At 34.5% G+C, this 522-nt stretch carries 1 protein-coding gene; it reads left to right on the forward strand.

The features are described from left to right. The coding region (locus tag GY937_21250; protein MCP5059240.1) for a hypothetical protein at window positions 1–522 on the forward strand (522 nt) is incomplete at both ends.

Raw genomic sequence — 522 nt, forward strand, 5'->3', positions numbered from 1 at the left:
CTATTAATGAACAAGTTGATACAACAGTTCCAACAGTAACAGGTGTAACTAATCCAGCATCTGCAGATATTGAAAAAGTAGGTGGTAAAGTTGATATTGAGTTAATCTTAAGTGAAAGTGTAACTTTAACAGATACAAAAACAGCTACAGTTGTACTACTGATAGATAAAGCAGATGGTTCAGGAACACGAGAAGTAACAGCTACTGCAACAGGAAATGGAACGGCTTCTGATAAACTTACTTTTACAACAGCTACTCTACCAGCAGGTTTAAGTGACTCTAATGGGGTTAAAGTTAAAGCTGATTCGTTAAGCTTTACATCACAAGATTTTAAAGATGCCGCAGGAAATGATGTTTCAACAACGTTTGTAGAAAAAACAGCTATTAATGAACAAGTTGATACAACAGTTCCAACAGTAACAGGTGTAACTAATCCAGCATCTGCAGATATTGAAAAAGTAGGTGGTAAAGTTGATATTGAGTTAATCTTAAGTGAAAGTGTAACTTTAACAGATACAAAAA

It is taken from the genome of bacterium (assembly GCA_024228115.1).
Lineage (GTDB): Bacteria > Myxococcota_A > UBA9160 > UBA9160 > UBA6930.